Here is a 17248-nt window from a genome sequence, read left to right as displayed (position 1 = left end):
ATGCAGCAGTTGATTGAATCGGTAGGCGCGCTTTCTCCCGAGAAACGCAAGGCGCTGGCGATTCTACTGGGCAAACAGGGCATTAACCTTTATGGCATCGCGCCGATTTTCCGGCGCACCGAAGGTGAACCGCTGCTTTTGTCTTATGCCCAGGAGCGGCAGTGGTTTCTCTGGCAGATGGAGCCGGACAGCGCGGCGTACCACATTCCCACGGCGTTGCGCTTGCGCGGCGCCCTGGACATGGCGGTACTGCAACGCAGTTTCGATACGCTGATCGAGCGTCACGAAAGTCTGCGCACCGGTTTTGCCCGAGGTGATCAGGACAGGGCCATTCAGCTGATCAAGGCGCCGTTTGCCTTGCAGATCGAGGTTCGCGAGCTGGACGGCGAAGTCGATGAGCCGCGTTTGCGCGCGGCCATCGAAGCCGAAATTGCCCGCCCGTTCGACCTCGAACGGGATGCCTTGCTGCGGGTCTGCCTGCTGCGGCTGGCACCGGACGATCACGTTCTGGTGATGGTGCAACATCACATCATTTCCGATGGCTGGTCGATGCAGGTGATGGTCGGCGAACTGATCGAACTCTATGCCGGGTTCAGTCAGGGCGCACCGGCCACGCTGGCACCGTTGCCAATCCAGTACGCCGATTTCGCCCAGTGGCAACGCAGCTGGATGGACGCCGGTGAGCGCGAGCGGCAATTGAGCTATTGGGTCGAACATCTGGGCTCGGATCCGGGTGTGCTGGAGCTGCCGGCCGATCATCCGCGCCCGTTGGTGCAAAGCTATCGCGGTGCACGTCTGGACATGCAGCTGGACGCGGCGTTGAGCAAAGGCCTGCAAGAGCTTGCGCGCCGTGAAGGCGTGACCATGTTCATGCTGTTGCTGGCAGCGTTCCAGACCTTGCTGCATCGTTACAGCGGTCAGGACGACATTCGCATCGGCGTGCCGATTGCCAACCGAAACCGCGCGGAAACCGAAGGTCTGATCGGCTTCTTCGTCAACACCCAGGTCTTGCGCGCCAACTTCGACAGCAGCATGACGTTCAGCGCCTTGCTGGCCCAGGCCAAACAATCAGCGTTGGGCGCACAGGCGCATCAGGATCTGCCGTTCGAGCAATTGGTCGAAGCCCTGGCGCCGGAACGCAGCCTGAGCCGCAGCCCGTTGTTCCAGGTGATGTTCAACCATCAGAGTGGCGCGCGGCAGGCTAATCAGGCCATGCAATTACCGGGGCTGGCGGTTGAAAGTGTGAACTGGGACAGCCTCACGGCGCAGTTCGACCTGACTCTGGAAACCCACGAATCGCCGGAAGGCGTGTGGGCCTCGCTGATCTACGCCACCGACCTGTTTGAAGCCGCCTCCATCGAGCGCATGGGCCGGCATTTGCAGGCGCTGCTCAAGGGCATCGTCAGCGATGCGCAACAACGCGTCGGCGAGTTGCCGCTGCTCGATGCCGGTGAGCGGCAGGTATTGCTGCACGACTGGAACCCGGTGGACGCACCGTTTGCCAGCGATCTGTGCATTCATCAGTTGATCGCTCGTCAGGCGGCGCAGACCCCGGATGCACGCGCGGTGACCTTCGCCGAACGGCATCTGACGTATGCCGAGCTTGAAGCACGGGCCAACCCGTTGGCGCATGCCTTGATCGAGCGAGGCGTCGGCCCGGAGGTGCGCGTCGGCGTGGCGATGCAGCGCTCGGAGAACCTGCTGGTCGCGCTGCTGGCCGTGCTCAAGGCCGGGGGCGTGTACGTGCCGCTCGACCCGGATTATCCGGCCGACCGCGTCGCCTACATGCTCGAAGACAGCCGTGCGCTGTGCCTGCTGACTGAACGGGACGTCGCCGCCAGTCTGGCGATTGCGGCGGAAACCGACGTTTTGCTGATGGACAACACCGCCGAGGATTTCGCTGCGTATCCCGCGCACGCGCCGCAAACGCGGGTGTTGGCCGACAACCTGGCGTATGTGATTTACACCTCCGGTTCCACCGGCAAACCGAAAGGCGTGGCGATTGCCCATCGCAACGTGCTCGCGTTGATCGACTGGTCGCAATCGGTGTACAGCCGCGACGATATTCAAGGCGTGCTGGCCTCGACGTCGGTGTGTTTCGACCTGTCGGTGTGGGAGCTGTTTGTCACCCTGGCCAACGGTGGTTCGCTGATCATCGCCCGTAATGCCCTGGAATTGCCGCAGTTGCCGGCCCGCGATCAGGTGCGCCTGATCAACACCGTGCCTTCGGCGATTGCCGCCCTGCAACGCAGCGGCGAGATCCCGCCGAGCGTGCGCATCATCAATCTGGCCGGCGAGCCGCTCAAGCAATCGCTGGTCGACACTTTGTATGCGCAACCGACGGTCGAGCATGTTTTCGACCTGTACGGCCCGTCGGAAGACACCACCTATTCAACCTGGACACGGCGCACGGCGGGTGGCCAGCCGAGCATCGGCCGGCCACTGAAACACACCGCCAGCTATGTCCTCGACGGCGAGTTGCAACCGGTGCCGCAAGGTGTCGCCGCCGAGCTGTATCTGGCCGGTGCCGGCATCACGCGCGGTTACCTGGCCCGGCCGGCGCTGACCGCAGAAAAGTATCTGCCGAACCCGTTCGGCGCTCCAGGCGAGCGCTTCTATCGCACCGGTGACCTGACGCGTTATCAGGTTGACGGCAACCTGCAGTACGTCGGTCGTATCGACCATCAGGTCAAAGTGCGCGGCTTCCGCATCGAGCTGGGCGAGATCGAAGCGCGTCTGCTGCAGCAAGAAGCGGTGCGCGAACTGGCGGTACTGGCGCAGGAAGGCGCGAGCGGTCAGCAACTGGTCGCCTATATCGTGCCGAGCGGTGCCCTGGGCAATGCCGAAGAGCAAGCGCGCCTGCGTGAAGTGCTCAAGGCCGGCCTGCGCGAGCACCTGCCGGAATACATGGTGCCGGCGCATTTGTTGTTCCTCGAACAACTGCCGCTGACCCCCAACGGCAAGCTTGATCGCAAGGCGCTGCCCAAGCCTGACGCGGCGCTGGAGCAGCACACCTATCTTGCGCCGGGCAACGATAACGAACGGCAATTGTGCGAGATCTGGCAGGCCGTGCTCGGGCTGGAGCAGGTGGGCGTCACGGATAACTTCTTTGCCCTTGGCGGTGACTCGATCATCTCCATCCAGGTGGTCAGCCGTGCACGTCAGGCCGGCCTGCGAATCACCCCCAAGGACCTGTTCCAGTACCAGACCGTGCAAGGTCTGGCCCGGGTTGCCCAGCGTGGCGAAGCGGCGTTCGGCATCGAGCAGGGCGCAGTGACCGGCAGCACACCGTTGCTGCCATTCCAGCAACGATTCTTCGAACTGCAGATTCCCGAGCGTCAGCGCTGGAACCAGTCGCTGCTGCTGAAACCTTCGCAAGCTGTCGACGCCGATGTCCTCGAACACGCCTTGCAGGCATTGGTTGCGCATCACGACGCCTTGCGCCTGAGCTTCAGCGAAGGTGCTCAAGGCTGGACGGCCACGCATCGCGCGCCGGATAACCAGCCGTTGTTGCAGCAGGTGAGCGTGCAGCACGCCGACGAAATCGAAGCGGTGTGCGACGCCGCTCAAGGCAGTCTTGATCTGCAAAATGGCCCGCTGTTGCGCGCCGTGCTGCTGAATGTCGCCGACGGCAGCCAGCGCTTGTTGCTGGCGATCCACCACCTGGTGGTCGACGGTGTGTCCTGGCGCGTGTTGCTGGAAGATTTGCAGAACGCTTGCGAGCAGTTGCAGAACGGCGAGACGGTCAAATTGCCGTCCAAGACCAGCCCGTTCAAGGACTGGGCGCAACGCCTGCAAGCGTTCGCCGGCGGTGAGCTGCAAAGCGAACTGACGTGGTGGGCCGGACAGTTGGGCGAGGCGCCTGCCGATCTGCCTTGCGACAACCCGGCAGCGACCTTGCAAAACCGTCACGCGGCGAGCGTGGAAACCCGCTTGAATGCAGATCAGACCCGCCAGCTCTTGCAGCAGGCGCCGGCCGCTTATCGCACGCAGATCAACGATGTGCTGCTGACGGCACTGGCGCGGGTGATCTGTCGCTGGACCGGTCAGGCCTCGACCCTGATCCAGCTCGAAGGTCATGGCCGTGAAGAACTGTTCGAAGACATCGACCTGAGCCGCACCGTCGGCTGGTTCACCAGCCTGTTCCCGGTACGCCTGACCCCGGCCATGGGTTTGGCCGACTCGCTCAAGGCGGTCAAGGAACAACTGCGTGGCGTGCCGCACAAAGGCCTGGGTTTTGGTGCCCTGCGTTACCTGGGCGATGAGCACGCGCGGCAGACACTCGCCGCGCAGCCGGTGCCGCGCATTACCTTCAACTACCTGGGGCAGTTCGACAGCCAGTTCGACGAGGCCGCGCTGTTCGTGCCCGCCAGTGAGAGCACCGGTCGTGAACAGAGCTCGCTGGCACCGCTGGCCAACTGGCTGGACATCAACGGCAAGGTCTATGGCGGTGAGCTCAACCTCAGCTGGTCGTTCAGTCACGAAATGTTCAATCAGGCGACGATCCAGCGTCTGGCTGACGACTATGCACAAGAACTCAATGCGCTGATCGCCCATTGCTGTGATACGCACAACCGTGGCGTGACGCCGTCGGATTTCCCGTTGGCTGACCTGACTCAGGCGCAGCTCGATCAGTTGATCACCGATCCGCAAACGGTGGACAACGTCTATCCGCTGTCGCCGATGCAGCAGGGCATGCTCTTTCACACCTTGTATGAGCAGGGCTCGGGCGATTACATCAACCAGATGCGGGTGTCGGTGGAAGGGCTCGATGTCGAGCGTTTCCGTCAGGCCTGGCAAGCGGCGCTGGAGGCCCATGACATTCTGCGCACCCGGTTTGTCTGGGGAGGCGAGCAGGCTCGGCCGCTGCAAATCGTCGAACGCTCGGCCACGCTGCCGTTCACCGTTCACGACTGGCGCGGCCAGCCGGGCGAAGCGCTGGATGCGCTGGCCGAGGCCGAGCGCAACCGTCCGTTCGACTTGAGCGAGGTGCCGCTGTTGCGCCTGGTGGTCGTGCGCACCGCGCAAGACCGTCACGAACTGCTCTACACCAGCCACCACATTTTGCTCGACGGCTGGAGCAACTCGCAGTTGCTCGGTGAAGTGCTGCAACGCTATGCCGGGCAAGTGCCTGTTGCGCCCATCGGCCGCTACAGCGATTACATCGCCTGGCTGCAGCGTCAGGACAGTCAGCTCAGCGAGCAATTCTGGCTTGAACGTCTGGCCAGGTTTGATGAGCCGACCCGCCTGGCTCAGGGTCTGGCGGATCGTTCGGCGAGCGCCGAGGGCGGTACCGGACACTATCAGCAGTGGATCGACGCCACAGGCACGTTGCGCTTGAGCGAGTTTGCCCGTCAGCAAAAAGTCACCCTCAACACCTTGGTGCAAGCGGCGTGGCTGTTGCTGTTGCAACGTTACACCGGGCAACCGACGGTGGCCTTCGGCGCTACCGTGTCGGGGCGTCCGGCCAACCTGCCGGGGGTCGAGCAGCAGGTCGGTCTGTTCATCAACACCTTGCCGGTGATTGCCCGTCCGGAACCGCAAGTGACGGTCAGCCAGTGGCTGCAAACCGTGCAAGAGCTCAACATCGCCCTGCGTGATTTCGAACACACGCCACTGGCCGATATCCAGCGCTGGTCGGGGCAGGGCAGCGATGGCTTGTTCGACAACCTGCTGGTGTTCGAGAACTACCCGATCTCCGAAGCGCTGGAGCAAGGTTCATCGCTGGGCCTGAATTTCGGCGCGGTCGACACCCGTGAACAAACCAACTTCCCGCTGACGGTCGGGGTCAACCTCGGTGAAACCCTGTCGGTGCATTACAGCTTTGCCGCCGCCAGTTTCAGCCCGGATGCGATTGTGCGCTTGCACGCGCAACTGGCCTCGCTGCTGGAGCAGTTCGTGCAGTCGGCGAATGCGCGCCTCGGCGCGTTGACCCTGCTCAGCCGTGAAGAACAGCGCCGTTTGCAGGAAAACAATCGTGCGCAACCGTGCACGGATCCGTTGCCGGTGCATCAGCGCATCGCAGTGATTGCGGCGCAGCAGGCGCAACAGGAAGCCGTGCGTTGTGGCGATCAGGCGTTGACCTTTGCCGAGCTTGAAAGCCAGGCCAACCGCCTCGCGCATGTGCTGATCCATGAAGGCGTCGGGCCGGAAGTGCGTGTCGGCGTAGCGCTGCCGCGCAGCCCGTCGATGCTGGTGGCCTTGCTCGCGGTGCTCAAGGCCGGCGGTGCTTACGTGCCGCTGGATGCCAGTTATCCGCGCGAGCGCCTGGCCTACCTGATCGAAGATTCGGGCATCGCGCTGCTGCTCAGCGATTCGCAACTGCGCACGCGGTTGCCGCTGAGCGCCGGTTTGCGTGCGCTGGATCTGGACACGCTGCCGACCGCCGAATGGCCAGACGTTGCGCCGCAGGTCGAGGTACACGCGCAAAACCTTGCCTATGTGATTTACACCTCAGGTTCCACCGGCCAACCCAAGGGTGTGTGCGTGGAGCACGGACCGCTGGCAATGCATTGCCAGGCGATCGGCCAGCGCTATGAAATGACCCCGGACGATTGCGAACTGCACTTCATGTCGTTCGCCTTCGACGGCGCTCATGAACGCTGGCTGACCCCGCTGACCCATGGCTCGCGGCTGTTGCTGCGCGATGACAGCCTGTGGAGCCCGGAGCAGACCTATACCGCCATGCAACAACACGGCGTGACGGTGGCGGCGTTCCCGCCGGTGTACTTGCAGCAATTGGCCGAGCACGCCGAACAGGTCGGCCAGCCGCCTGCGGTGCGCATCTACTGCTTCGGCGGCGATGCCGTGCCCAACGACAGTTTCGAACGGGCACGTGCCGCACTGGCGCCGCAGTACATCATCAACGGTTACGGGCCGACTGAAACCGTGGTCACCCCGTTGATCTGGAAGGCCGGGCGCCATGACGAGTGTGGCGCTGCCTATGCACCGATCGGCACGCGGATCGGCGACCGCAGCACCTGTGTGCTCAGCGCTGATCTCAACGCATTGCCACAGGGCGTGATGGGCGAGTTGTATCTGGGCGGTACCGGGCTGGCCCGGGGTTATCTGGACCGTCCGGCAATGACCGCCGAACGCTTCGTACCCGATCCATTCGGGGCGCCGGGCAGTCGTCTGTACCGCAGCGGCGATCTGGTGCGCGAGCGCGCCGATGGCGTGTTCGACTATCAGGGGCGTGTCGACAACCAGGTGAAAATTCGTGGTTTCCGCATCGAACTGGGCGAAATCGAGGCGCGTCTGCTGGAACTGAGCAGCGTGCGCGAAGCCGTGGTGCTGGCGCATGCCGGGCCGAGCGGCAAGCAATTGGTGGCTTATCTGGTGCCGACACAGCCGGTGGCAGAAGCACATCTGGGGGAATGGCGCGACAGCGTGCGTAACGCTCTCAAAGAGAGCCTGCCAACGCACATGGTGCCGGCGCACTTGATGGTGCTGGCGAACCTGCCGGTGACCCCGAACGGCAAACTGGACCGCAAGGCGCTGCCGGCACCGGACGCCAGTCTGATGCAGAACAGCTACGTGGCGCCGCGCAATGAAATGGAGCAGCGTATCGCCACGATCTGGGCCGATGTGCTGCGCCTCGAGCGGGTCAGCGCCACGGACAACTTCTTTGAGCTGGGCGGTGATTCGATCATCTCGATTCAAGTGGTCGGCCGTGCGCGGCAGGCCGGAATCCAGTTCACGCCCAAGGATCTGTTCCAGCACCAGACCGTGCAGGCACTGGCGGCGGTGGCACAGGCCGGCGGCACGCTGCTGAGCATCGATCAGGGGCCGGTCAGCGGTACGACCCCGTTGTTGCCGTTCCAGCAATGGTTCTTCGCCAGCGAGATCCCCGAGCGCCATCACTGGAACCAGTCGTTGCTGCTCAAACCGGCGATGACGCTGCACGCCGAGACCGTTGCGCAGGTGCTCCAGGCACTGGTTGCGCATCACGATGCCTTGCGCCTTTCGTTCAGTGAAACGACCGAGGGCTGGACAGCCACTCACCGTCCGGTCGAGCCTGCGCAGGAACTGCTCTGGCAGCGCACGCTGACGGATCCGGCTGACATCGAAGTGATCTGTCAGCAGGCCCAGGGCAGTCTCGATCTGCACGACGGTCCGCTGCTGCGCGGTGTGCTGTTCGATCTGCCGGATCACACTCAGCGCCTGATGCTGGTGGTGCATCACCTGGTGGTCGACGGTGTCTCGTGGCGGATCCTGCTGGAAGATCTGCAAACCGCGTTCAGCCAGATCCAGGCCGGGCGCGAGGTCGCGTTGCCGGCCAAGACCAGCGCCTTCAAAGCCTGGGCCGAACGCTTGCAGGCGCACACCGTCAGCCTCGATGACGAACAGACTTTCTGGCGTGAGCATTTGCAGGGGGCGATCGCCACTGTGCCGTGCGAGCGCCCGGACGGCAGCCTGGAAAACCGTTACGCGCAAAGTGTGCAGACGCGCCTTGCGCCTGAGCTGACCAGACAACTGCTGCAACAGGCCCCGGCGGCTTATCGCACGCAGGTCAACGACTTGCTGCTGACCGCACTGGCGCGGGTCATCAGCCGCTGGAGCGGGCATGCCTCGGCACTGATTCAGCTGGAAGGTCATGGTCGTGAAGACCTGTTCGACGATATCGATTTGAGCCGCACCCTCGGCTGGTTCACCAGCGTGTTCCCGGTGCATCTGACGCCGGCCGGCGGTTTTGCTGATTCGATCAAGCAGATCAAGGAGCAACTGCGTGCGATTCCCGACAAGGGCATCGGTTTTGGCGCCTTGCGTTATCTGGGTGATGCCTCGGCGCGTGAGGCGCTGGCAGCACTGCCCACGCCAAAAATCACCTTCAACTACCTCGGCCAGTTCGATAGCCAGTTCGACGAGGCTGCGCTGTTCCTGCCGGCCGGCGAAAGTGCCGGCAGTGACCTCAGCGAACGTGCCCCGATGGGCAACTGGCTGTCGGTCAACGGTCAGGTGTATGGCGGTGAGCTGAGCCTGTCGTGGAGCTTCAGCGAGCAGATGTTCGACACCGCGACCGTGCAGGCCGTGGCCGATGAATACGGGCGTGAACTGACCGCGCTGATCGAACACTGCGTGACCCCGGGCAACCACGGCCTGACGCCGTCGGACTTCCCGCTGGCAGCGCTGGGCCAGACGCGTCTGGACGGTTTGCCGGTGCCGGTCGCGGACATCGAAGACATCTATCCGTTGTCGCCGATGCAGCAGGGCATGCTGTTCCACACCTTGTCCGATGATGGCGACGATCTCTACGTCAACCAGCTCAACCTGTCGGTGGAAGGCCTCGATATCGAGCGCTTCCGTGCTGCGTGGGAATGCGTGGTACAGCGTCACGAAATCCTGCGCACGTCGTTCCATTGGCAAGACAGCCAGGCGTCACCGGTGCAGGTCGTCCACCGTCAGGGCATTGTTGACCTGCAAGCGCTGGACACGCCGATGGATGAGGCGCAACTCGCCGAGTTCGCCCGTCAGCAGCGGGTTCAGGGCTTTGAACTGGACCGCATGCCGTTGCAACGCACGCGCCTGATTCGTCTGGACGCCGACAAGTACCAGCTGATCTGGACCAGCCATCACATCTTGATGGACGGCTGGAGCAGTTCGCAGTTGTTCGGCGAGGTACTGCAGCACTACGCCACCGGCCAGGTCGAAGGCGAGAGCGGACGTTATCGCGACTTCATCGCGTGGTTGCAGCAGCAGGATTCGGCGCAACTCGAGCAATTCTGGCGCGGCCACTTGCAGACGCTGGTCGAACCGACCGCGCTGAGTCAGGCGATGCACCCGCGTCATGAGTCCGCCGAACACGGCCACCAGGCGTTGTACACCCGTTGGGATGCACAGCAGACGGCCTTGTTGCAGCAGCACTGCCGGGCTCAGGGCATTACCGCCAACACGCTGATTCAAGGCGCATGGTTGCTGCTGTTGCAGCGCTACACCGGTCAGCACAGCGTGGCGTTTGGTGCCACCGTGGCCGGGCGCCCGGAAGGGTTGCCGAATGCCGGCAGCATGCTGGGGCTGTTCATCAACACCTTGCCGGTGATCCAGACCCTCGATCCGGCGCAGCCGCTGAATGCCTGGCTGAGCAGTCTGCAGGCCTATAACCTCGACCTGCGTGAACATGCTCACGCACCGCTGGCGGACATTCAGCGCTGGTCGGGGCAGGGCGGGCAAGCCTTGTTCGACAGCATCATCGTGTTCGAGAACTACCCGATCGACCAGCGTCTGGAACAGGCACCGGGCGGTCTGCGCTTCGGCACTTCGGCCAGCCATGACGTGACCAACTTCCCGATGGATCTGGCCGTGCATCTGGGGGAAGAGTTCTCCATCGAGTACCTGTTCCTGCGTGATCGTTTCAGTGTCGAAGCGGTCGAGCGGATCCGCCAGACCATGGAAGTGTTGCTGCACAGCATGATGCAGCAGCCGACGGAGCGTCTGGGCAACCTGCAGCGTCTGGCCGCGCCACAATGGCAGGCCTTGCAGCAGTGGGGCGCAGAACCGGCGGCGGTGCATCGTCGCGAGCTGTTGCCGGCAATGATTGCCGCGCAACGTCCTGAGGCCATTGCCGCCGAATGTGGTGACGAGCAGTTGAGCTATGCGCAACTCGAGCGCCGGGCCAACCAGCTGGCACATCACTTGATCGCGGCGGGTGCCGGTCCGGAAGTCCTGATCGGTGTCGCACTGGAACGTTCGCTCGACATGCTGGTGGCCTTGCTCGCCGTGTTCAAAAGCGGCGCCGCTTACGTGCCGCTGGACATCGACTATCCGGCCGATCGCCTGGCCTTCATGATTGAAGACTCCGGCATGCGTCAGATGATCAGCCGTGGCGCCGCCAGCCAGCGTTTGCCATTGCCGGCGAATTTGCCATTGCTTGATCTCGATATATTCGATGGCAATCAGTACCCGGACACGGCACCGCAGGTACAGACCTGTGATGACAGCCTCGCCTACCTGATCTACACCTCGGGTTCCACCGGTTTGCCCAAAGGTGTGGCGGTGACCCACGGACCGCTGAGCATGCATTGCCAGGCAATCCGCGAGTTGTACGAGATGGACACCGGCACGCGCGAATTGCACTTCATGTCGTTCGCCTTCGACGGCGCCCATGAACGCTGGCTGACCACGCTGGCGTTCGGCGGCACCCTGGTGCTGCGCGATCATGAATTGTGGACGCCGGAGCAGACCAGCCACGCCTTGCTCAACCGCTCGATCGATATCGCCTGCTTCCCGCCGGCCTACCTCAAACAGGTGGCCGAGTACGTCGAGGCCAGCGGCATGGCTGTGCCGAAAGTGCGCATTTACTGCCTGGGGGGTGACGCTGTGCCGGAGCAGACCCTGGCGCAAGTTCGTCGCGTGTTGCAGCCGCAGTTCATCACCAACGGTTACGGCCCGACCGAAACCGTGGTCACGCCGATGCTCTGGAAAGCGCCGAACGATGAAGCCTGCGCTGCCGCCTATGCGCCGATCGGGCGAGTGGTCGGTCAACGCTCGCTGTGGGTGCTGGACGACGATCTCAATCCGCTGCCGCAGGACTTGTCCGGCCAGTTGTACATCGGAGGCTACGGGGTTGCCCGTGGTTACCATGGCCGTGCGGCCATCACCGCCGAGCGCTTCGTGCCGGATCCGTTCGGGGCGCCGGGCAGCCGTCTGTACCGCAGCGGTGACCTGGTGCGCCTGCGCCACGACGGCATCCTCGATTACGTCGGCCGCGCCGACCATCAAGTGAAGATTCGCGGTTTCCGCATCGAGCTGGGTGAAATCGAAGCCTGCCTGCGCGCTCAGGACGGTGTCACCGATGCCGTGGTCATCGCCCGTGACGGCGTCTCCGGCAAACAGTTGATCGGCTACGTGGTCAGCACCGACGACAACGCCGGTGACCGTCTGAAAACCCTGTTGCGTGCACAGTTGCCGGAATACATGGTGCCGCTGCAGATCTTGGGACTGGCGCGCCTGCCGATCTCGCCGAACGGCAAACTGGATCGCAAGGCGCTGCCGGAGCCCGAGTTTTGCGCCGATCAATATCAGGCGCCGCGCAACGAACAGGAGCGTTGGCTGGCCGATATCTGGGCCGACGTATTGCAAGTGGAGCAGGTCGGTATCAGCGACAACTTCTTCGAGTTGGGCGGTGATTCGATTCTCAGCCTGCAAGTGATTTCCCGGGCGCGGAACCATCCGCAACTGAAACTGGACATCAAGCTGCGCGACCTGATGCGCTTCCAGACCATTGGCAACCTGTTCGACCAGCAAGCGGTCACCCGCTCGAGCCAGACTGCCGACAACAGCCACGTCGCGCAGGCAGGTGCGTTTGGTCTGTTGCCGATCCAGGAATGGTTCTTCGCCGAGGGCATGAGCGAACCGCATCATTTCAACCAGGCGATGATGCTGCGTTCGCGCCAGGCGCTGGATGCTCCGGCGCTGGAGCAGACGCTGCGGTTGATGCTGGCGCAGCATGACTCGTTGCGGCTGCGCTTCTATCAGGATCAGGGCCGCTGGTTGCAACACTATCAAACGTTGCAGGACAGCTTGCGCATCGCCGAGCAGAACCCGTTGCTGTGGCAGCGGGACATCAGCGACATCGAACAACTGGACGCATTGGTCAACGAAACCCAACGCAGCCTGAATCTGGTCGACGGCCCGTTGATGCGTGGCCTGCTGGTGAATCTGCCGGATGGCGAGGTGCGCCTGCTGTTGGTGGTGCATCACCTGGTGATCGATGCAGTGTCGTGGCGGGTGTTCCTGCAAGACCTGCAACTGGCTTACGAGGCGTTCAGTCAGGGCCGCGAGCCGCAACTGGCGCAGCGTACCAGCAGCTATCGCGCCTGGGCCGATGGCCTGGCGGCGCAGGTGCCGGCACTGGTCGGGCAAGAGCTGGATTACTGGCTCGGGCAACTGGATCAGCCGGGCAAGGATCTGCCGTGTGACAACCCGCGTGGCAAGAACCTGATGCGTTTTCGCGAAGAAGCGTTCATGGGCCTCGACGCCGCCCGCACCGGGCAGTTGCTCAAACAGGCGCCGGCGGTGTACGGCACGCAGATCAACGATCTGCTGCTGACCGCCCTGGGGCGTGTGCTGTGTCGCTGGAGCGAGGCCGAATCGGTGCTGGTGCAACTGGAAGGGCACGGTCGTGAGGACCTGGTCGAAGGGCTGGACCTGAGCCGCACGCTCGGCTGGTTCACCACCATGTTCCCGGTACGGCTGGCGCCGTTGGCGGAGCAGGATTTCGGCGCATCGATCCTGGCGGTACGCGAGCAGTTGGCCGCCGTGCCGCAAAAAGGCGTCGGCTACGGCGCGCTGCGCTACATGGCCGATGCGTCGGTGCAACAGCGTCTGGCGGCGTTGCCACAGGCGCGGCTGACCTTCAACTACCTGGGGCAGTTCGACCAGACCTTTGATGAGCAGGCAATGTTGATGCCCACGGACGAGCACATCGGCGATGTCTACAGCCTGGATGCCAACCTCGGCAACTGGCTGGAAATTGTCGGTCAGGTGTTCGACGGCAAGCTGTCGATGCGTTGCATGTACAGCACCCGTCGCTTCCGCCCAAGCACCATCGAGACCTTGATGCAGCAGTATCAGGCCGAGCTGGAAGCGCTGGTCGGGCATTGCCTGCAACAGTCGGCGCGTTGAGCCGGTATTCAACTTTTTGAGAGGGCCGGTGCGCATTGTGCGCATCGGCCCGGGATGGGGTGCATGTCATTGAATTCTGAAGTAGCGGCGTTTCTTGATCTGGTCGAAGACAGTCGGAACGACGCGTTTCACCAAGGGACACCCGAGCAGGCCCGTGAGGCGTTCGAGCAGTCCTCGCAACAGATGCGTTGGGAGGTGCCGGATGTCGAGGTGAGTGAGGTGCGACATCTCGCCCGCGACGGCGCCGAGCTGACCCTGCGGCTGTACCGTCCGTTGCACAGGGGCGGTGTCTTGCCGGTTCTGTTGTTTTTGCATGGCGGTGGTTTTGTCGTCGGCAGCCTCGATTCCCACGACGGCATTTGCCGCGAATTCTGCGCGCGCACGCCGTGTGCCGTGCTGTCGGTCGGCTACCGCCGCGCGCCGGAACACAGATTCCCGGTGGCGTTGCACGATTGTGCCGATGCACTGGATTGGCTGCGCGAACAGGCCGGCGAATTCGATCTCGATCTGTCGCGCCTGGTGTTTGGCGGCGACAGCGTCGGCGCCACGCTGGCAACCGTGCTGGCGCTTGAGGCGCGCACCGCCGGCGCGCTGAAACCGTGCCTGCAATTGCTCTGCTACCCGGTGACCGACGCCTCGCAGCGTCGTGAGTCGATGGACTTGCTCGGCGAAGGCTACCTGCTGGAAAGCGAGACGCTGGAATGGTTCTACCAGCACTACGCCCGCAGCATCGAGGATCGCAGCGACTGGCGCTTCTCGCCACTGCTGAGCCCCGACCTCCAGGGCGCAGCCCCGGCCTACGTGGCGCTGGCAGGCTTCGATCCGCTGGTCGATGAAGGCCGCGCCTACGCCGAGCGTCTGGCCAGCGCCGGAGGGTTGCTTGAATGCCGCGAATTCAGCGGCCACGTGCATGACTTTTTGCGCATGCGCATGGTCACCGAAGAGGTGGAGACGATCTATCAGGAACTGGTGAGCGTGCTGCGCACCGTGATGTATCCCGAAACGGTCTGAAACCTGTTGGCCTGATGTGTGCGTCCACATATCAGGCCGTCAACACCCGGCTCTTTGGGTGTGAGCTTGCTAGCCAGTAGGCCGGCTCTGACAGCAAGTTTCAAAAACTGACTATTCCGGTTTGAAACCCGGTTTTCCGTTGGCGGCTCGCCATTCCTTCACTTTGCTAACGATGGCTTCCGGGGTCGCCTCGTCGTCGGAGCCGGCGTAGTAAATCATGTCCGAACCGTCGGGGTGCTCCGTGAGCTCTTCAAATAAAAGCACTGCGCGGACTTGTTCTCTTTCCGAGTCGTATTGCGCATTGCAAATTCCGGAAACGAACCGCAGAAACTCTGTTTCGGTGTAATCGGAAAGAATTGGTTTGTGCATTTCAATTTTTTCCCTTGTGGATTTCAGAGTGTTGTTTCGGTGTGGTGATTCTGATGTTGTCAATGTCGTAGACCTCACCACCTTTAGATATGTATTTCGTGTGATGTAGTTCGAATTTAACCTGGCCTCCTTGCCTGTCTGCCCTGCGAACAAAAGGGGCGCGTCCATTTTTCATCTCTTCAATGTTGTTCCCAATAAATTGGTTTTTGAGTTCGGGTTCTCCAGCTACGGATTTCCAGAACGCTTCTCTGAATAACCTGAAACTGGAAAACTCCCGCCCCCTCAGCTTATCCGCAATCTGCGCAGGTATCGGTGCACCCTCCGGTGTTGACGCGGCCCCTAGCCAGTTCCCCGTTACTACTTGCCCATTCCCCGAAGCGATTCCCGGATCCTGACGACGATCCCTGAACATCGTGAAAGTCGGCGGGATACCGGACTCGATCGGGAACACGGTGATGAAGCCACCGAAGTCGTACTGATCTAGTTCGGGAAAGGGGTCGATTCGCCCGCCTAGCGGGGTGACCGTTGCACCTTCGTAGATCGGCAGATCGGTGTCGGCGAACGGCAAATCCGTTGAAGGACTCAGCGGCTGTACCAAAGGTGTCCAGGTCAGGGTGGGACCCCTGGCGCCGCCGGAGACGTAGGCATTTTTGCCGGCATCAAAACGGGCCAGTCTTACCGGCACGTTGGCAGGTACTGTGATGCCGTCTGTAGCGACGATCACAATCTCTGCGCGATTGCCTGTCGTTCTGGAACCGAGCCTCACCGGCAGGTCGATGTCTTTGCCACTGGCCGCCCGCTCGTACAGGTCGACAGCGTTCAGACCTGGAGCCAGTTCCGAGAGCGGAACGCTGGCCGAATAAAGATCACCATTGCCCAGCCTGGATGGAATCAGCAGTGCTGCGAAGCCAACCAGAGCGGGCACAGTCGCGGCGCTCACGACAGAAACGGCTGAGCGCAAAGCGGTTCTGAGCGCCAGTGAGGTGGTCAGGTCGGTGGCGATGTGGCCGAGTGTGCCGCTGAACGTTGAGTCAAACGCAGCCATTGAGCCAACGTTGGCGAACGTCGGGTTTTGCCAGCGTGCGTCGCTCTCGGCTTGCCATTGTTCATGCAGGCGTTTGTGTTGCGCGGCCAGTCTCGCTTTGGCCCGGGCAGCGCGGCGCGCCTGCTGCTGCCTTTTCCTTTTGGCCTTTCTCTGCGCCTCACGCTGTTCCTTCAAGCGCTGTGCTTCCTGTTCTCGTTGAACCCGCGCCTGTTCAGCCTCTGCCAGTTCACGTTGGCGACGAACCTCTTCGGCCAACGCTTGCTGACGTTGTTGCTCTGCGGCGATTCTGGCGTGCTCAGCGGCCTGACGCGCTGCTTCGGCGGCAACGGCTTGGGCCTGTTCGTTGGCCTGCACGGTGGCCAGCCATTGCTGCACGCTGGCTTGCTGTTGATGCAGAATCGCGAGGGTCTGGGCCAGCAGCCTGGCTTCGAGCGCTGCTCGATAGGACTGTTTCCACAAGTTCATTCCCGGCCCGTTGGGGCTCAGGATCGGGTCGACGATCTGCGCGCGGGAAAGGAACTGGAAAACCGTTTTATCGGTTGGATCGCTGCCGTAAAAACCGTGGGACAAATGGGTCTGGTGCTGCAGCTGCCCGGTTTTTCGCTGAATCACGGTGGTGCGCACACCCAGCTCGCGGATCAGCGCGGCAGCCGGTGGTAGCGGGTGGGTAGAAATTTCCTGCCGTGCGGCTGCCAGATCCGCTTCGATGATCAGCGGAATCTGTGCTGTCTTGCCTTGATATTCCGCTTCCAGCGGGCCGGTAAAGTTCTGCAGTACTTGCTGATATCGGCTGCTGTTTCGCGGAGGACCGAATCGACCGCTGTTGGGAATCGTGGTGCCGGTTGGTGGGGTTATACGCACGTGTGGAGGCGCTGTCGCGGTGGTGTGGACGGCCTCGGTCAATACGAATGGCGGTGGCTTTTGCATATTCATATCCTTTTGAATGTGCATGGTTTTCGATAGATAACGGGTGAGCACTCATTGGCTTCCTGCCAAACAAAGTTACAGCGAAGTGCTCAAGGAAATATCCGGATTGTCTGTAGGCGCTGACAGGAGACAAGGCGGGAGTTTTCGACAAAAAGCGGCATCAGGCGGATGCTTCTTTTATGTATTCGGACGTTTCCTCTGCAACGAAAGGAAATGCCTTTCAAACAGCATGTCTTGTGGTTCCATCAAACCTTCACCCATAAAAAAAGCGCC

General features: G+C 62.3%; 4 protein-coding genes. 2 read left to right on the top strand and 2 right to left on the bottom strand.

Annotation, left to right across the window (positions count from 1 at the left end; genetic code table 11):
* Positions 1–13623 (top strand): non-ribosomal peptide synthase/polyketide synthase, encoded by a 13623-nt coding sequence (locus OQ248_RS00990; protein ID WP_265811807.1) that lies wholly within the window; start codon positions 1–3, stop codon positions 13621–13623.
* 63 nt (positions 13624–13686) lie between these two features.
* Entirely contained in the window at positions 13687–14634 is a 948-nt protein-coding gene (locus OQ248_RS00985; RefSeq protein ID WP_265811806.1) for an alpha/beta hydrolase, read from the top strand.
* A 111-nt stretch (positions 14635–14745) separates the two neighbouring features.
* Here OQ248_RS00985 and OQ248_RS00980 read toward each other — a convergent pair whose 3' ends face one another.
* Positions 14746–15003 (bottom strand): bacteriocin immunity protein, encoded by a 258-nt coding sequence (locus OQ248_RS00980; protein WP_265811805.1) that lies wholly within the window; start codon positions 15001–15003, stop codon positions 14746–14748.
* A 1-nt stretch (position 15004) separates the two neighbouring features.
* Positions 15005–17026, bottom strand: a complete 2022-nt coding sequence (locus OQ248_RS00975) for an S-type pyocin domain-containing protein (RefSeq protein ID WP_265811804.1) — start codon at positions 17024–17026, stop codon at positions 15005–15007.
* Between the last annotated feature and the right edge of the window lie 222 nt (positions 17027–17248).

Source organism: Pseudomonas sp. COW5, assembly GCF_026240005.1.
GTDB classification, from domain to species: Bacteria; Pseudomonadota; Gammaproteobacteria; order Pseudomonadales; family Pseudomonadaceae; genus Aquipseudomonas; species Aquipseudomonas kribbensis.
The sequence above is the reverse complement of the archived record's forward strand: the minus strand, read 5'-3'. Positions and strand labels throughout refer to the sequence as shown.